The following is a 15,430-nucleotide window of genomic DNA, read 5'->3' as shown; positions in this document are numbered from 1 at the left end:
GATGACGACACCTCGTCATTAAACCGGCCGCCCGTCGTGTCGGGTGTCGGGTGGGGTTCTCGGTGCGAGCGGGTGGGACATGTCGCCGGGAGCCGGGCGCATCGGATGGTGCCGTGGTTTCCGGGGGGGTGCCTTCGCCGCCAATCTACCCTTAGGTTAGGCTCGGCTAACTTTTACAGCGTTGTCGAAGCCGTGATCGGACTCCTCTCGATCGACAGAAGGAAAACACAGCCATGCCCGCTGAACCTCCCAAAGCTGTGCTCGCACCGGCAGCGGGTGCCCTGCTGCTCGGACCCGCCGCCTGCGGAAACGATTCCGGGAGCGGCTCCGCCGCGATGGCCGGCCGGCTCCTCGAAGAGGGGGGCCGGTCTCCGGCGGACGCGTTCTTCGCCCAGGACGCCGGCGCGCTCCAGGTTCCCGCGGTGGATCTCAACGATCTCGGTCGGCCTGGGACCACGATCGCGTTGATCGGGGAACCAGGACTCGTCTGCTGACCATGCGACTGCATCTCGCCAAGCGGGTCCGCCACGACGGACCCGCCCCATGGTCGTTCGGGCGTGTCCTGCCGGTGGCCGGACGTCCTCGCAGGCCGCTACTGCTCGCCCTGTCGGTACTGGCCGTCGCGGTGGCCCTCATCCCGGTGCTCTATCTCGGCGTGCGGACGGCCGAAGCGGGCTGGGAGCGTATCGCCGAGGAGGTGTTCACCCCGCGAGTCGCGCTACTCGCGCTCCGTACCCTCGGCCTGGCGGTGGTGGTGAGCGCCGGTTGCCTCGTGCTGGGGGTCGGCTCGGCGTTCCTGGTCGTGCGGACAGATCTGCCCGCCAGGCGCGCGTTCGCGGTCCTGGCGGCCCTGCCGCTCGCGGTGCCGACCTATATCGCGGCATTCGCGTGGAGAGCGACCGTGGACGGGTTCGAGGGCTTCTGGGCGGCGGCGCTGGTGCTGACGCTGTGCTCCTATCCCTACGTCTTCCTGCCCGTCGCCGCGGCGCTCAAGGGCGCCGACCCGGCCCAGGAGGAGGTGTCCCGGTCGCTGGGCAGAAACGCCTGGCGCACCTTCACCGGCGTGACACTGCGGCAGGTTCGTCCCGCGGTCGCGGGCGGCACGCTTCTGGTGGCACTGTACGTTCTGTCGGATTTCGGCGCGGTGTCGATCGTACGGGCCGACACCTTCACCCGGGCCATCTTCGTCGCCTTCGACCTGGGCTTCGACCGGACCGGGGCGCTGGTGCTGTCAAGCGTGCTGGTCATCCTGACGATGCTGATACTCGCGGGTGAGACGGCGAGCCGCCATCGCGGTGCCCGCTACGCTCATCTGGGCGCCGCCCGCCGGGCCCCGGCCCGGTTCCGCCTCGCCCGGACGCGGTGGCCCGCCACCTTCGTGCTGCTCGCTCTCGCCGGGCTCTCCCTCGGTGTCACCGTGGTGAGCCTCGGCCACCGGATGATCGAGGGTGTCTCGCGGCCGGGGACCTGGTCCGAGGTGGCCGCCGCCGCGGGAAACTCGCTCTGGCTCTCCTTCGCGGGCACCGCGCTCACCGTGCTGCTCGCGCTGCCGCTGGGCGTGCTCACCGCCAAGGCGCCAAGCCCGCTGACCACACTGCTCGATCGTCTCGGCTACCTCAGCCACGCCCTGCCGGGTCTGGTCATCGGACTCTCCCTGGTCTCCTTCGGAATCAGCCTCGCCTACCCGATCTACCAGACGACCTGGCTGCTCGCGCTCGGCTACGCCGCCCTGTTCCTTCCGCTGGCGGTGGCCGCGGTCACCGCGGCGGCGGCCCAGGCGCCACCCGTCCTGGAGGACGTCGCCCGATCACTGGGCCGAAGACCGCCGGCCGTGCTGCGCACGGTGACCCTGCCCCTCACCCTGCCCGGGATCGGGGCCGGCGCCGCGCTGGCCTTCCTGGCCTGCATGAAGGAACTGCCCGCTACGCTCCTGCTGCGCCCGACGGGTGTCGACACCCTCGCCACCGAACTGTGGACGCACACCACCGTGGCGGCCTACGCCGCCGCTGCCCCCTACGCGGCGTTGCTCGTGCTGCTGTCATCGGTGCCCGCGTGGCTGCTCACCACGCGCACCGGCATCCTCACCAGGGAGTCCACCAGATGAGCCGGCTGGAACTGAGTGGTATCGCCAAGAGGTACGGCGCGATGGCCGCGCTCGCCGGAGTCGACCTCACCGTGCCGAGCGGCACCCTGACCGCCGTACTCGGCCCTTCGGGGTGCGGCAAGACGACCCTGCTGCGCTGTGTGGCGGGTTTCGAACGGCTCGATGCCGGTGAGATTGCCATTGACGGGCGGATCGTCGCGGGTCCGGGGACGCACACATCCCCGGAACGCCGGCATGTCGTCACCGTCCCGCAGGAGGGTGCGCTCTTCCCGCACCTGTCGGTGGGCGACAACGTCGGGTACGGACTGAACCGGGAGGAACGGCGTTCGGACCGCGTCGAGGAAGTGCTCACCCTGGTGGGCCTGTCCGGACAGGGGGAGCGGATGCCGCATCACCTGTCCGGCGGGCAGCAGCAGCGCGTGGCGGTCGCCAGGGCGCTGGCACCGCGTCCCTCCCTCATCCTGCTCGACGAGCCGTTCAGCGCGCTGGACGCCGGATTGCGCGCCGACCTGCGGCGCGACGTGCGCGCCGCGCTACGGGCCGACGGGGCGACCGCCATCCTCGTCACCCACGACCAGGGCGAGGCCCTCTCCAGCGCCGATCAGGTCGCGGTGATGCGCGACGGCCTGGTCATCCAGAGCGGACCGGCGGTCGATGTCTACCGGGAACCGGTGGACCCATGGGTGGCGGCGTTCGTGGGCGACGCGGTGTTCCTGCCCGCCGGAACCGATATCGGCCCGGGCACGGGTGGCACCGTGCTGTCCACGGCACTCGGTCACATCCCGGTGGGTGGGGTACCGGCGGGGACCGGGAGCCTCACCGCCATGGTGCGTCCCGAACAGATCCGCCTCACCACGGCGTCGACCGGTCCGGCGGTGACCGCGACCGTGACCGGTTACGACTTTCACGGCCATGACGCGATCGTCACGCTCCGGCTCGCCGACGGCACCCAGATCATCGCGCGAGTACCCGGCCACGCGGCCCCGGTGGCGGCGGGATCCGCTGTCGGGGTGCTCGTGGAGGGTGTCTGCCAAGCCTGGCGCCGGTCCGTGTAGCACGGGTACGGCGTCCCCGATGACATCCGGTGCCGCGCCGACTCGGTGGCCGGCCGACCGTCCACCGAGTCGGCGCGGCTGCCACCGATGTGGCTGAGCCGCCGCACTCCTTCGTCGTTCCAGGCAGGATCACGGAGCGGGGAGGCGATGAGGGTGGCGTCGAGCTGAGGCAGTCCTATTCTGTGGCGGTCTGTGGCGGAGTGGCGCCAAGAGTACCGGTCTCGGGTGGTGTGGAGTCAGGGTCCGCGGTTGGCGGCAGGTCGCCGAGTGCCAGGAGTATCGCGATCGCGATCGACTCGAGCAGATCGATGGTCTGCTCGGCCTGCTGTGCGGTGATGGACTTCTTCTGGCCGGAGCGCTCAGGGTCGTGATCGGCCGTGTGCGCGATGTTGTTCCGACGCCAGGCGATTCGGGGTCCGGCCATTGGAAGTCCGATGAGACGCGCCCGTTCGCCTGGAGCACCCGGTAGGCGTTCTCGCCCGCGGCGGACGAGGTCGTAGACGACCTCTCCGGTGGTGAAGTCGCGGACGTAGCTACCACCGGGCCGCACCGTACCCGGGGTCTTGTCGCGGTGATGACCGATCATCATGAAGTTGGGCGCGTGCAGCAGGCCCGCGTCGAACGCGAACACCGGGGCGCGGGAGAGCGACTGGCGGGCCGCCGGACGGCCCACCCCTCGGATGAGAGGGGGTGGGCCGTCGTGGGGATCGCCGCTCAGACGGTGGCGTGTTCGGCCACCTTGGCCGGGGTGAGCGCGATGTCCAGGACCTCGCGCACGTCGCTCACCGTGTGGACGGTGAGCTCGTCGCGGACGGCCTGCGGGACGTCGTCCAGGTCGGGCTCGTTGCGCGCCGGGATCAGCACCGTCGTGATACCCGCCCGGTGGGCGGCCAGCAGCTTCTGCTTGACCCCGCCGATCGGGAGCACCCGGCCGGTGAGGGAGACCTCGCCGGTCATGGCCACGTCGGCGCGGACCTGACGGCCCGACAGCAGCGAGGCCAGAGCCGTGATCAGGGTGACGCCCGCGGACGGGCCGTCCTTGGGAACGGCGCCGGCCGGGAAGTGGACGTGCACCGAGCGGTCCTTGAGGGAACCGACGGGCAGCTCCAGCTCCGCACCCCGCGAGCGCAGGTAGGAGAGCGCGATCCTGGCCGACTCCTTCATCACGTCGCCGAGCTGGCCGGTCAGGGTCAGGCCGGTGTCGCCGGTCTCGGGGTCGGCCAGGGACGCCTCCACGTAGAGCACGTCACCGCCCGCCCCGGTGACCGCCAGGCCGGTCGCCACGCCGGGCACCGCCGTGCGCTGGCTGGACTCGGGAAGCGAGGACTCCGGCACGTTGCGCGGGCGCCCCAGATAGGGGACCAGGTCCCCCACCGTCACGGGCAGCTCGCCCTCGCCGAGCGCGACGTTGGCCGTCACCTTGCGCAGGATCCTGGCGATCGAGCGCTCCAGGGACCGGACCCCGGCCTCCCTGGTGTACTCACTCGCGAGCCTGCGCAGCGCGTCCTCGTCGACCGTGACGTCCTCGGCGGTGAGGCCGGCCTTGTCGAGCTGGCGCGGGAGCAGGTGGTCCCGGGCGATGGCGACCTTCTCGTCCTCGGTGTAGCCGTCGAGCGTCACGATCTCCATGCGGTCCAGCAGCGGGCCGGGGATGGCCTCCAGCACGTTGGCGGTCGCCAGGAAGAGCACGTCGCTGAGGTCGAGCTCCACCTCCAGGTAGTGGTCGCGGAAGGTGTGGTTCTGCGCGGGATCGAGCACCTCGAGCAGCGCCGCCGTCGGGTCGCCCCGGTAGTCGGAGCCGACCTTGTCGACCTCGTCGAGCAGCACGACCGGGTTCATCGAGCCGGCCTCGCGGATGGCCCTGACGATGCGGCCCGACTGGGCGCCGACGTAGGTGCGCCGGTGACCGCGGATCTCGGCCTCGTCCCGGACACCGCCGAGGGCGACGCGGACGAACTTGCGGCCCATCGCGCGGGCGACGGACTCGCCGAGGGAGGTCTTGCCGACCCCGGGAGGGCCGGCCAGCGCGAGCACGGCGCCGCTGCGACGGCCGCCGACCACGCCGAGCCCCTTCTCCGCCCTGCGCCCGCGGACGGCGAGGTATTCGATGATGCGGTCCTTGACGTCGTCGAGACCGGTGTGGTCGGCGTCGAGGACGGCGCGGGCCGCGGCGATGTCGTACGAGTCCTCGGTCCGCTCGTTCCACGGGATGTCGAGGACGGTGTCGAGCCAGGTACGGATCCAGCCGGTCTCGGGAGACTGGTCGGAGGTCCGCTCCAGCTTGTCGACCTCCTTGAGCGCGGCCTGGCGCACCTTCTCGGGCAGGTCGGCGGCCTCGACGCGGGAGCGGTAGTCCTCCTCCTCGGAGGCGGAGGTGTCGCCGTTCAGCTCGGCGAGCTCCTTGCGGACCGCCGCGAGCTGCTGGCGGAGCAGGAACTCGCGCTGCTGCTTCTCCATGCCCTCCTGGACGTCCTTGCGGATCGTCTCGGCCACGTCGATCTCGGCCAGGTGCTCGCGCGACCACTCGACCAGCTTCTCCAACCGGTCGGCCGGGTCGGCGGTCTCCAGGATCTCCGCCTTGCGCGAGGTGCTCAGCCAGGGGGCGTAGCCGGAGTTGTCGGCCAGGACCGAGGGATCGTCCATCTGGTTGACCGCGTCTACGACCTGCCAGGCGCCCCGCTTCTGCAGGATCGTGGTGGCCAGCGCCTTGTACGCCTTCGCCAGCTCGTGGGCGCGCTCGTCCGCCGCGACGACGGGAACGCGGGTGGCCTGCACCCACAGGGCCGCGCCCGGACCGGTCGTGCCGGTGCCCACCCGGACCCGGTCGACTCCGCGCAGCACGGCTGCCGGCTCGCCGCCGGGCAGCCTGCCCACCTGCTCGACGATCGCCCGCACGCCCACCGAGCCGTATCTTCCGTCGATCCGGGGAACGAGCAGGACTTCGGGCTTGTTGTCAGCGAGAGCCTGCGCCGCGTCGATCGCGGCCCGGACCTCGGTCTCCGACAGGTCAAGCGGGACCACCATGCCCGGCAGCACGACCTCGTCGTCGAGCGGCAGGACCGGGAGGATCAAGCTCTCACTCATGGGAACTCCAAGGGTTGAGTTGTACTCACTCAATTAATGGGAGCCTGAGAATGTTCCCGAGGTTGAGCGTGTTCGCTGTGAGCGATCGTAATTGTGTAAGTGTTGCTATCCGAGCATCCGGGGCGCCACATCATCCGGCCTGATGAGCCGAGGCGCGCCAGTTGTCACATAGGCAGGCTTTCGGGCACCAGAAGGTTTTTGTTGATCTTTGCGTCTGTCACCCCCAGTGCCTGCAGGCGCATTCCCAAGACCCTGCACATCTTGCGGATGTTCGGCAAGCTCAAGCGGTGGCGGGGGATCGCCATCCGCTTCTACGAGGGCCCGGACGCCGAGCGGGTGCCGGAGCTGATGGCCGAGCCGGTCGCCTGGCTCAACGAGGGCGACCCGGCGGCGCCGAGCTACGTGCGGGCGGCGATGGCCCACTTCAACCTGGTGAGCATCCACCCCTGGCGGGACGGGAACGGCAGCATGTCGCGGGCGCTCCGGACACTGCTGCTCGACCGGGTCCCCTCGTGAGACTCGATGGTCACCACGCGGTGGCCTTGGTGGCCTTGCCGGGCGCGGGTGCTCATGAGGCCGGTCGCCTTAACATAACATGTCGGGAATGATGGTAAACGGGGGTAGCGTTGGGTTGGGCGTGAAAGTGGTCGGCAAGGCCCGAGGCCATGATCTTTTCGGCAGATCATCTCCTCCCGCGCCATCTGGGCCATCCGCCCCCGCCCCCGCCCCCGGAGGCCCGTCGGCGTCCCACCCGTAGCCCTGCCAAGACCCGTTTCGTTTTGAGGAACAGCTGTGATTGACGTGTCGGACCTGCGAAAGGTCTATCAGGATCGGGGACGTGAGGTGGTCGCCGTCGACGGCGTGGACCTCCATGTCCGCGAGGGTGAGATATACGGCGTGCTCGGGCAGAGCGGCGCCGGCAAGAGCACCCTGCTGCGCTGTGTGAACCTCCTGGAGCGGCCCACCTCCGGCACCGTCTCGGTGGCGGGCCAGGAGCTGACCGGCCTGGCCGAGCGGGACCTGCGCAAGGCGAGGCAGCGGATCGGGATGATCCACCAGCATTTCGCGCTGCTCTCCTCCCGCACCGTCGCCGGCAACGTCGCCTTCCCGCTTGAGGTCATGGGGGTGGCCAAGGCCGAGCGCGCCAGGCGGACCGCCGAGTTGCTGGAGCTGGTCGGGCTGGCCGACAAGGCCGGGGCGTACCCCGCGCAGCTGTCGGGAGGGCAGAAGCAGCGGGTCGGCATCGCCCGCGCGCTGGCCGGCAGCCCTCCGGTCCTGCTGTCGGACGAGGCCACCTCGGCACTCGACCCCGGCACCACGCAGTCGATCCTGGCCCTGCTCAAGAGCCTCAACCGCGAGCTCGGCCTGACCATCCTGCTGATCACCCACGAGATGCACGTGGTCAAGTCGATCTGCGACTCGGTCGCGGTCATGCGCGACGGCCTGGTCGAGGAGTCCGGGACCATCCCCGAGCTGATCTCCAGGCCCGGCTCCCGGCTCGCCGCTGAGCTGTTCCCCCTCCCGGAGCCGGGGCCGGGCAATGTCACGGTCACCTTCACCGGTCAGGCCGGTGAGCCCGTGGTGTCGCAGGTGATCCGCAAGTTCGATGTGGACGTCAACATTCTCGGCGGAGCCCTGGAGGAGGTGGCGGGCGTCTCGACGGGGCGGCTGCGCCTGCTGGTCACCGGTGACGAGCGCGCCGCCGCGCTCAGCTACCTGGCCGAACGCGGCCTGCTGGTCGAGGAGGCCCGATGACCTGGGACGAGATGTTCCCGATGCTGCTGGAGTCGACGGGCCAGACCGTCGAGATGGTGCTGTGGTCGACACTGTTCACGGTGCTGCTCGGGCTTCCGCTCGGGGTGGCGCTGGTCGCCACCGACCGGGGCGGGCTGTTCCCCTCCGCGGTGCTCAACCGGGTGCTGGGGCTGGTCGTCAACCTGGGCCGCTCGCTGCCCTTCATCATCCTGATGATCGCGGTGATCCCGTTCACCAGGCTGATCGTCGGCACCACCATCGGCACCATCGCCGCGGTGGTCCCGCTGACGCTCGGCGCGGCGCCGTTCTTCGCCCGGCTGGTGGAGACCGCGCTGCGCGAGGTCGGCAGGGACAAGGTGCAGGCGGCCCAGGCCATGGGAGCCGGCCGGGCGACCATCGTCGGCAAGGTGCTGCTGCCCGAGGCGATGCCCGGCCTGATCGCGGGGCTCACGGTGACCGTGGTCGCGCTGATCTCGTACTCGGCGATGGCCGGGGCGATCGGCGGGGGCGGGCTCGGAGACCTGGCCATCCGTTACGGCTACCAGCGCTTCGAGACCACCCTCATGATCGTCACCGTTGTCGTGCTGGTCGCCGTCGTGCAGCTCGTGCAGAGCCTGGGCGACACCGTCGCCCGCCGTCTCGCGCGCGACTGACCGGTGCGCCGCCATGCCGGGGCGAGCCGGGGATTGGGAGCGCTTCCAGGGCCACGGAAAACCGTCATCCACCGGGCCGCGACCTCGTCCGCGAGGTCGCGGCCCTGCCGGTTTCGAGTACTTCTCACCGAACCTGAAACCGAGTAATGTTCCGCTCCATGCACCCGGGAGCCATCGCAGCAGTTTCGCCGGACAAGCCCGCTGTGATCATGGCGGGCTCCGGGCGGATCGTCACCTACCGCGAGCTGGACGAGGAGTCCAACCGCCTCGCCCGGCTCTTCCACGCGGCCGGTCTGCGGCCGGGTGACCACATCGCCTTCATGCTGGAGAACCATCCGCTCTTCCTGGTGGTCGCCTGGGCCGCGCACCGCTCGGGCCTGTACTACACGGCCATCAGCTCGCGCCTGAAGACCGACGAGCTCGCCTACATCGTCGACAACTGCGGGGCCCGGGTCTTCATCTCCTCGGCCGCCCTCGCGGACGTTGCGGTCTCCATCGCCGATCTCACGCCCCAGGTCGGGCTCAGGCTCATGCTGGACGGTGTCGCCCCTGGCTTCGAGTCCTACGAGAAGGCCGTCGCGGCCCACCCCGCCACGCCCGTCGAGGACGAGTGTCAGGGGGTGGACATGCTCTACTCCTCAGGCACCACCGGGCGGCCCAAGGGTGTCAAGCCCATGCTCTCCAAGGCGCCGCTGGATCATCCGGGGCCGCTGCTGCAGCTCATCCAGTTCCTGTTCGCCCCCTCGGCCGACAGCGTCTACCTCTCCCCGGCTCCGCTCTACCACGCCGCCCCGCTGCGCTACTGCCTGAGCTTCCAGCGGATGGGCGCCACGATCGTCGTCATGGAGAGGTTCGACCCGGAGCAGGCGCTCGCGCTCATCGAGAAGTACTCCGTCACCCATTCGCAGTGGGTGCCGACCATGTTCATCAAGATGCTCAAGCTGCCCGCGCGGACCCGTGCGCGCTACGACCTGTCGTCGCTGGCCTGCGCGATCCATGCCGCCGCCCCCTGCCCCATCCCGGTCAAGGAACAGATGATCGACTGGTGGGGGCCGATCATCCACGAGTACTACGCGGGGACCGAGGGCAACGGCTTCCTGTACGTCGGCTCGCAGGACTGGCTCGCACACAAGGGAACGGTCGGCCGCCCGCTGCTCGGCGTCATCCACATCTGCGACGAGGAGGGCAACGAACTGCCGCCGCGCGAGCACGGCACCGTCTACTTCTCGGACGGCCCCCAGTTCGTCTACCACGGCGACGAGGGCAGGACGGAGGCGTCCCGCGACCCGCTGGGACGGGGCTGGACCACCCTCGGCGACATCGGCTACCTCGACGAGGAAGGGTTCCTCTACCTCACCGACCGCCGCTCCTACATGATCATTTCTGGCGGGGTCAACATCTATCCGCAGGAGGCCGAGAACGTCCTGTCCGTCCATCCCAAGGTGGCGGATGTGGCGGTCTTCGGCGTTCCGGACGAGGAGATGGGCGAGCAGGTCAAGGCGGTCGTCCAGCCGGCCTCCATGGACCTGGCGGGCCCGGAGCTGGAAGCCGAGCTGATCGAGTACTGCCGTTCCCGGCTGGCGCCCTACAAGTGTCCCAGGTCCGTCGACTTCCGCGAGGAACTGCCCAGGCACCCCACCGGGAAGCTCTACAAGCGCCTCCTGCGCGACGAGTACTGGCCCGCCGGCTCCTGACCCGCCCGGCCGCGACGACGATCGTCGCCACATCGCGTCGCCACGCCCCTCTCCGGCCGGTCGCCGCACCGCGAGAAGGCTCGGCCGAAAGGCGCCTTACCGCCTATTGCATAGGAAGGTTTCCTATTTAATACTGTGGTCGGCGCAGCGTATCCCTATCGCGCCGCACTCCGCCACGCTCAGCCGCCCCGCTCTCCGTGTCGCACGCCTTCCTGGATCCCGGAGGTCCTTCATGCCTCGTCGTGTCGTCGCGCTCGCCACCGTCGCGCTCGCCTGCCTCGGCGCACTTGCCGTCTCCGCCGTCCCCGCGCAGGCCGCCCGTTCCGCGGGCGTTCTCGAAATCGTGTACAGCCCGCTCTCGCTCGGTGAGTACTGCGCGGCTAACGTCAACCCCTCCTCCATCGTCGGCTTCTACAACGGCAGCCTGGGCTGCTACCGCTGGAACGGCACCCAGACCACCTACGTGGGCAGCGGGAGCCCTTCCGCCGCGTGTGCCTACTTCCACCCCACCTACGCCTACATCGGCCACGCTCAGGGCGGCAGCCAGGCGTTGATCTGCAAGTACTCGGTCTGACCCGTCCCCTCACCCCTCCTCGCGGCGTCGCCCGCACGGATACGGCGGGGCGACGCCGGTGGAGGGTGCGCGTGCCTCGCTGCGCGCGGATTGTGTGCGGCCACCTCTCGGGCGGCCCGGTCCCCGATGGGGGACGGATGCTCATTGCCCCCTCGACCGTCCAAGCCTCGAAAGAGTGGCCGAGAAAGATTTTCGAGCTGCCACCCAGGGGCTGAGCACGGCTGATAAAGCCGTTGTCAGAAGATCCCGATCACCAGGATCAACCTCTTAACCTGCGCTTATACGCCGTCGGGCATCGTTTGTGTCAACCGGTGAGCACCGGCTTCCACCCCGTCGAGGCGGGGGGATGTTGGACGTGGGGGAAGACATGGACCCGAACAGGAACGAGCAGCAGGACACACCGACCGAGGCGACCCCCGGGAACGACGGCTGGACCCAGTTCGGCAAGGTGCCGCCACGCGCCGGCGCCTATCGTGCCGGTGAGGAGACCGGACCGCAGCCGACGCTGATCCACCCGGTGCCGGAGCAACTCGCCGCCGAGGCTCCCGAGAAGACCGGAGGACCGGTGACGGTCCCCGCGCAGCGCGGCAGGCTCACCGCCGGGCAGAAGATCGGCGCCGGTCTCGCGCTGGCGGCCATGGCCGTCGGGGGCGGGGTCGCTGGGGCCTTCGTCGCGACGAGCCTCAACGGTTCCGCCACCGTGGTCTCGTCATCCAGCCCGATCGTCAGCCCGGTCGGCAACGTGACGACGGTCGCCGACATCGCCCAGCTGGTCCAGCCCTCCGTGGTGTCCATCGAGATCAGGACCGCCGCGGGCGGGGGCGAGGGGTCCGGGGTGGTGCTGTCGGCCGACGGCCTGATCCTGACCAACAACCACGTGGTGGCGGCCGGCGGCCAGGCGGGCCCGGACAGCCGGGTGACCGTCAAGTTCAGCGACGGCAAGACCGCCACCGCGAAGGTCATCGGCACCGACCCGGCCACCGACCTCGCGGTCATCAAGGCGGAGGGCGTCTCCGGCCTCACCAAGGCCTCGATCGGCGACAGCGACCGGCTCAAGGTGGGTGACTCCGTGCTCGCCATCGGCAGCCCGCTCGGTCTGTCCGGGTCGGTCACCGCCGGGATCGTCAGCGCGCTGAACCGCACGCTCACCGTCGGCGGAGACCAGGGACAGCAGCAGCTCCCGCCCGGCTGGGGCAGGCCGCAGGAGAGCGGCCAGAGCCCCACCACCATCGGGGGCGCCATCCAGACCGACGCGGCGATCAACCCCGGCAACTCGGGCGGCGCGCTGGTCAACGCCGCCGGTCAGGTGGTGGGTATCAACACCGCCATCGCCACCAACGGCGGGGAGGGCAGCATCGGTGTCGGCTTCGCCATCCCGATCAACACCGCCGGCCACGTCGCCGAGCAGCTGATCAAGAGCGGCAAGGTCTCCCACGCCCTCCTGGGCGTGAGCGTGACCGACGCCACCGGGGACGCGGGCGGCGCCCTGGTCGGCCAGGTCACCGAGGGCAGCCCCGCGGCCAAGGCGGGCATCAGGCAGGGCGACCTGATCACCAAGATCAACGACACGCCCGTGGACGGGGCGGCCACCGTGGTCGGAGCCGTCCGCGGCTTCAAGCCCGGCCAGCAGGTGACCGTCGCCTACGTCAGGGACGGGCAGTCCCAGACCGTCACGGTGACCCTCGCTGAGAAGACCGGCGAGTAGTCCCATCGGGGTGGTGCCGCCGGGGGCCCCTGTGACCCGGCGGCACCACCCGTTCGCGGGACTCAGGAGAAGCGGCGGCCCTCGTCACGCCGGTAGGCCCACACGGCCAGGGCTCCGGCCACCAGGGTCCAGAGGCCGAACATGGCCATCGACAGTGTCCCGGGGGTGCCGTGGCCGACCGCGGCCCAGACCAGCTCGACCGCGCCCCGGCTGGGCAGGAAGGGCGCGACCAGCTCGATGAACGCCGGTGCGTCCACCGGATTCATGAACAGCCCTCCGCCCACCGCCATCGGGAACAGCGTCAGCTGCACCACCGCGATCGCGGCCTTGGCGGGCAGCGCGTAGCCGATGAACAGGCCCAGGAGCTGAAACGGGACCGAGGCGACCACCAGGGCGCCAAGGCCGAGCAGCAGCCGAGCCGGGGTCACGACGGCCTCGGTGAGCAGCGCGGCCACCAGCAGCACCGGCACGATCCCGATCGTCGTCATGGCCAGCGCGTTGAGGATCCGGGCACCGAACCTCGGCCAGGGGCCCGCGGGAAGAGTACGGGTGTAGGGGTCCCAGGGCTGGGCGCGGTCCTCGGCGATGCCCAGGCCGTGGGTGAACAGGGCGCTGGACATCACCGCGAAGACCAGCATCGACGCGGTGGCCAACGTGGCCCCGACAGGATGGTCCCCGGCGAACGGCACCACGAAGAAGAGCATCGAGGCGGCGGGGAAGAAGCCGTTTCCGATCAGTGCGATCGGCACCCGGATGTTCTCCATGAACTGATACCGGGTATGGGTGAGAAGAAGCGACATGGGTGATCCTCCCAAGAAGACTGGACGGGCCGTATCGCCTCCCGCTGAGATGCCGGACGGGAATCCGTGAGCTCCGGGGGGCGAAGGTTCAGGTGGTCCGGGACTGACGGGCGGTGATGGTGAGGAACGCCTCCTCCAGCGAGGTGGCGCGGATCTCCAGGTCGGAGAAGGGGATCTCGGCCCGGACCAGAGCGCGGACCAGGGCGTCCGCGTCGGTGGTGAGCAGGTGGGTCCGAGTGCCCTCCCGTTCCGTCCGCAGGACGCCGGGCAGCTCGGCCAGGTCGCCGGCGGTCAGGGTGACGCGGCGGACGCCGGCGATGCCCCGCACCTCCGCCGTGGTGCCGTCGGTGAGCACGCGGCCCTGCCCGATGACCACGACCCGCTCGGCCAGCGCCTCGATCTCCTCCAGGTAGTGGCTGGTCAGGACGACGGTGCCACCGTCGGCGTGGAAGTGCCTGATGCCATCCCACAGCGCCCGGCGGGCCTCGACGTCCAGTCCGGTGGTCGGCTCGTCCAGGAAGACCACCCGGGGCTCGCCGACGAACGCCAGCGCCACCGCGAGCCGCCGCTTCTGCCCGCCTGACAGCCCGCCGACCTGGCGGCGCTCCAGCCCGGTCAGGGCGAACCGCTCCAGTAGCGCCCCCCGGTCGACACGGCGCGGGTAGTGGGCGGCGACGAAGTCCACCACCTCGCCGACCCGTAGTGCGGCCGGTAGTCCGGTCTCCTGTGGGGTGACGCCGATGCCGAGCCGCCGCGCGGGGTCGGTGGGAGAGCCGCCCAGCAGCTCGACCCGGCCTGAGCTGGGCCTGCGCAGTCCCACGAAGAGGTTGATCAGGGTGGACTTGCCCGCGCCGTTGGGGCCGAGCAGGCCGACCAGCTCGCCGGCGTGGATGTCGAGGGAGAGGTCGTCGAGCGCGAGTACGTCGCCGTAGCGCCGGGTGACCCTGACGGCACGTGCCACGATCTCCGCCACCGGTCTCATCGGCTGGTCTGGCATGGGGGCCTTCTTTCTCGGTTGGTGGGGTCAGCGGTCGCCGGCGGGTGGTGTCGTGGCCGGGTTCAGTAACCGGTGGATCGCCGCCGTGTAGTCCTCGAAGGCGAGGCGCCCACGGCGGGTGAGGGCGACGTAGGTGACGGGGGTGCGGCCCCGATGGGTCTTGACGATCTCCACGTAGCCGGCCTCCTCCAGCTTGCTGAGGTGCACCGACAGGTTCCCCGCAGTCATCCCGAGGAGGTCCTTCAGCCCCGGGAAGGTGATCCGGTCCCCGTCGCCCAGGGTGTTGAGCGTGACGACCACCCGCAGCCGGGCCTGCGCGTGGATCACCGGGTCGAGTTCGGGGGTCACCGGCCGGCGCTCCGGCGGAGCACCAGCCCGGCGGCAATGGATCCGCCTCCCGCGCCCAGCGACATCAGCAGGGCGTGCCAGCCAGGCCCGGCCGCCGTGCCGATCGCGTTGAGCACGGCCAGCCCCGCGCCGAAGACGAACATCGACCGGAGGAGCCAGATGGCCCCACCCGCCATGTAGAGGACGGCGACCACCGTCATCGACAGGCTCGCCCACAGCAGGCTGCCTTCCGCGGAGGGAAGCTGCGGGGCGAACCGTATCCCGGCCACCCAGACGGCGAGGGAACCAAGGAACCAGGCGAGGCCGTACATCGTGCCGCGCTGCTGGGACACGCCCCGCACCGGGCTGCCCGGCTGCCAGATGGTCAGCACACTGACCAGCATCGCCGCCGACATCGACCCGAACAGCAGTGCCAGCACCGCCGGGAACGGGATCGGCGCGTACGGCGTGCCGGACAGGCCGTGGTGGAGGAACATCGCGCTGTATCCCACCAGCCAGGCGACTCCCCATGCCAGGTAGTGCGGCACCGGGTCGGGGGTGAGCCGGTTGGCCGCCGCCGAGCCCTGCTGCTCGATCAGCCGGAGCGTCTCCTGCGGGCTCAGTTTCCGTTCGGCGTCGTCCACAGCAGTCCTCTTCAAGGTTCAAATTGGTTTGTATCGCA

15 protein-coding genes are annotated in these 15,430 nt (G+C 70.3%); 9 read left to right on the top strand and 6 right to left on the bottom strand.

The window, feature by feature from the left end; genetic code table 11:
- Positions 1–233 precede the first annotated feature (233 nt).
- From ACQP0P_RS29490 to ACQP0P_RS29480, 3 genes are read left to right on the top strand one after another with little or no spacing between them, the layout of a single operon-like run.
- Entirely contained in the window at positions 234–494 is a 261-nt protein-coding gene (locus tag ACQP0P_RS29490; RefSeq protein ID WP_433360469.1) for a hypothetical protein, read from the top strand.
- Positions 495–496: 2 nt separating this feature from the next.
- Positions 497–2,104: an ABC transporter permease gene (locus ACQP0P_RS29485; RefSeq protein ID WP_433360466.1), complete on the top strand. Its 1,608-nt coding sequence runs from the start codon at positions 497–499 to the stop codon at positions 2,102–2,104.
- Positions 2,101–3,159 carry an ABC transporter ATP-binding protein gene (locus ACQP0P_RS29480; protein ID WP_433360464.1) on the top strand — a complete coding sequence of 353 codons (1,059 nt, stop codon included), beginning with the start codon at positions 2,101–2,103 and terminating at the stop codon, positions 3,157–3,159. Before ACQP0P_RS29485 ends, ACQP0P_RS29480 begins: the two co-directional genes overlap by 4 nt.
- A 175-nt stretch (positions 3,160–3,334) precedes the next feature.
- Here the strand turns inward: ACQP0P_RS29480 and ACQP0P_RS29475 are convergent, their stop codons facing one another.
- Complete coding sequence (locus tag ACQP0P_RS29475) at positions 3,335–3,832, bottom strand: hypothetical protein (protein WP_433360461.1); 498 nt, start codon at positions 3,830–3,832, stop codon at positions 3,335–3,337.
- 41 nt (positions 3,833–3,873) lie between these two features.
- A complete protein-coding gene (gene lon / locus ACQP0P_RS29470) occupies positions 3,874–6,243 on the bottom strand; it encodes an endopeptidase La (protein WP_433360458.1) in 2,370 nt (789 codons plus the stop codon).
- A gap of 201 nt (positions 6,244–6,444) precedes the next feature.
- Here lon and ACQP0P_RS29465 point away from each other — a divergent pair, with 201 nt between their 5' ends.
- From ACQP0P_RS29465 to ACQP0P_RS29440, 6 genes are all read left to right on the top strand, one after another.
- Complete coding sequence (locus ACQP0P_RS29465) at positions 6,445–6,759, top strand: Fic family protein (RefSeq protein WP_433360455.1); 315 nt, start codon at positions 6,445–6,447, stop codon at positions 6,757–6,759.
- A 276-nt stretch (positions 6,760–7,035) separates the two neighbouring features.
- Positions 7,036–7,998 (top strand): methionine ABC transporter ATP-binding protein, encoded by a 963-nt coding sequence (locus tag ACQP0P_RS29460; RefSeq protein WP_433360452.1) that lies wholly within the window; start codon positions 7,036–7,038, stop codon positions 7,996–7,998.
- Positions 7,995–8,651: a methionine ABC transporter permease gene (locus ACQP0P_RS29455; RefSeq protein ID WP_343966585.1), complete on the top strand. Its 657-nt coding sequence runs from the start codon at positions 7,995–7,997 to the stop codon at positions 8,649–8,651. Before ACQP0P_RS29460 ends, ACQP0P_RS29455 begins: the two co-directional genes overlap by 4 nt.
- A 209-nt stretch (positions 8,652–8,860) precedes the next feature.
- Complete coding sequence (locus tag ACQP0P_RS29450; protein ID WP_433360449.1) at positions 8,861–10,345, top strand: acyl-CoA synthetase; 1,485 nt, start codon at positions 8,861–8,863, stop codon at positions 10,343–10,345.
- A gap of 232 nt (positions 10,346–10,577) precedes the next feature.
- The gene (locus tag ACQP0P_RS29445; RefSeq protein ID WP_433360446.1) at positions 10,578–10,919 is read left to right on the top strand and encodes a hypothetical protein; all 342 of its coding nucleotides are present in this window, start codon (positions 10,578–10,580) and stop codon (positions 10,917–10,919) included.
- A 367-nt stretch (positions 10,920–11,286) separates the two neighbouring features.
- Complete coding sequence (locus ACQP0P_RS29440) at positions 11,287–12,624, top strand: S1C family serine protease (protein ID WP_433360443.1); 1,338 nt, start codon at positions 11,287–11,289, stop codon at positions 12,622–12,624.
- 62 nt (positions 12,625–12,686) lie between these two features.
- On the opposite strand, the gene ACQP0P_RS29435 is transcribed toward ACQP0P_RS29440, so the two are convergent.
- The 4 genes from ACQP0P_RS29435 to ACQP0P_RS29420 all read right to left on the bottom strand — a co-directional run bounded on the left by ACQP0P_RS29435 (position 12,687) and on the right by ACQP0P_RS29420 (position 15,407).
- Positions 12,687–13,424 (bottom strand): ABC transporter permease, encoded by a 738-nt coding sequence (locus ACQP0P_RS29435; protein ID WP_433360440.1) that lies wholly within the window; start codon positions 13,422–13,424, stop codon positions 12,687–12,689.
- A gap of 88 nt (positions 13,425–13,512) precedes the next feature.
- The gene (locus tag ACQP0P_RS29430; RefSeq protein ID WP_433360437.1) at positions 13,513–14,421 is read right to left on the bottom strand and encodes an ABC transporter ATP-binding protein; all 909 of its coding nucleotides are present in this window, start codon (positions 14,419–14,421) and stop codon (positions 13,513–13,515) included.
- A 27-nt stretch (positions 14,422–14,448) separates the two neighbouring features.
- Positions 14,449–14,769: a transcriptional regulator gene (locus ACQP0P_RS29425; RefSeq protein WP_433360434.1), complete on the bottom strand. Its 321-nt coding sequence runs from the start codon at positions 14,767–14,769 to the stop codon at positions 14,449–14,451.
- Positions 14,766–15,407, bottom strand: coding sequence for a hypothetical protein (locus ACQP0P_RS29420; protein ID WP_433360431.1), 642 nt, complete (start codon positions 15,405–15,407; stop codon positions 14,766–14,768). Before ACQP0P_RS29420 ends, ACQP0P_RS29425 begins: the two co-directional genes overlap by 4 nt.
- Positions 15,408–15,430: the final 23 nt, after the last annotated feature.

Origin of the sequence: Streptosporangium sp. CA-115845, assembly GCF_050943795.1 — a bacterium.
Classification (GTDB): Bacteria; Actinomycetota; Actinomycetes; order Streptosporangiales; family Streptosporangiaceae; genus Streptosporangium.
The sequence above is the reverse complement of the archived record's forward strand: the minus strand, read 5'-3'. Positions and strand labels throughout refer to the sequence as shown.

What these genes read in the sequence shown, in the direction of transcription:
- ACQP0P_RS29490 (WP_433360469.1), top strand. Translation starts at nt 234, where the DNA reads ATGCCCGCTGAACCTCCCAAAGCTGTGCTCGCACCGGCAGCGGGTGCC.
- ACQP0P_RS29485 (WP_433360466.1), top strand. Translation starts at nt 497, where the DNA reads ATGCGACTGCATCTCGCCAAGCGGGTCCGCCACGACGGACCCGCCCCA.
- ACQP0P_RS29480 (WP_433360464.1), top strand. Translation starts at nt 2,101, where the DNA reads ATGAGCCGGCTGGAACTGAGTGGTATCGCCAAGAGGTACGGCGCGATG.
- lon (WP_433360458.1), bottom strand. Translation starts at nt 6,243, where the DNA reads ATGAGTGAGAGCTTGATCCTCCCGGTCCTGCCGCTCGACGACGAGGTC.
- ACQP0P_RS29455 (WP_343966585.1), top strand. Translation starts at nt 7,995, where the DNA reads ATGACCTGGGACGAGATGTTCCCGATGCTGCTGGAGTCGACGGGCCAG.
- ACQP0P_RS29450 (WP_433360449.1), top strand. Translation starts at nt 8,861, where the DNA reads ATGGCGGGCTCCGGGCGGATCGTCACCTACCGCGAGCTGGACGAGGAG.
- ACQP0P_RS29445 (WP_433360446.1), top strand. Translation starts at nt 10,578, where the DNA reads ATGCCTCGTCGTGTCGTCGCGCTCGCCACCGTCGCGCTCGCCTGCCTC.
- ACQP0P_RS29440 (WP_433360443.1), top strand. Translation starts at nt 11,287, where the DNA reads ATGGACCCGAACAGGAACGAGCAGCAGGACACACCGACCGAGGCGACC.
- ACQP0P_RS29435 (WP_433360440.1), bottom strand. Translation starts at nt 13,424, where the DNA reads ATGTCGCTTCTTCTCACCCATACCCGGTATCAGTTCATGGAGAACATC.
- ACQP0P_RS29430 (WP_433360437.1), bottom strand. Translation starts at nt 14,421, where the DNA reads ATGCCAGACCAGCCGATGAGACCGGTGGCGGAGATCGTGGCACGTGCC.